We start from the raw sequence: 360 nt of genomic DNA, 5'->3' as shown, positions 1-360 counted from the left end.
GGCGTAGGAGGCCGACGCCGCCACCGTCGCCGGGCAGGTGCCCGCCGGCGCACCGGCCGTAGCCTCCTGGGCCAGCCCGGTGCGGTTGCTGTTGACGTCGAAGGCGTACCGGCGCGTGCACGAGGCACCGGTCGGCAGACCGTTGGCCTGCATGGCTGACCAGTCGGTGGCCGACACCAGCCGGCCCAGGTTGTCATAGCCGTACCGGTTGGTCCGGGTCAGCCCCGTCACCGCCACGGTTTGGTAGGAGTCCACCTGGTCGAAACCGTTGACCGTCGCCACCGACTTCAACCACTCACTCGTGCCGCCATCGGCCGCCGTCTTCACATACGTCAGGCGCACTGCATCACCGGCGGCATC

The 360-nt window shown here is 69.7% G+C and carries 1 protein-coding gene; it reads right to left on the bottom strand.

All coding sequences use genetic code 11. From position 1 onward, the window contains the following. Positions 1-360, bottom strand: a 360-nt coding sequence (locus tag E9529_RS21590; RefSeq protein WP_236833298.1) for a hypothetical protein, incomplete at both ends; no start/stop codon positions are given.

The organism is Blastococcus sp. KM273128, from assembly GCF_021698975.1.
In the GTDB taxonomy this organism is placed as follows: Bacteria; Actinomycetota; Actinomycetes; order Mycobacteriales; family Geodermatophilaceae; genus Blastococcus.
The sequence above is the reverse complement of the archived record's forward strand: the minus strand, read 5'-3'. Positions and strand labels throughout refer to the sequence as shown.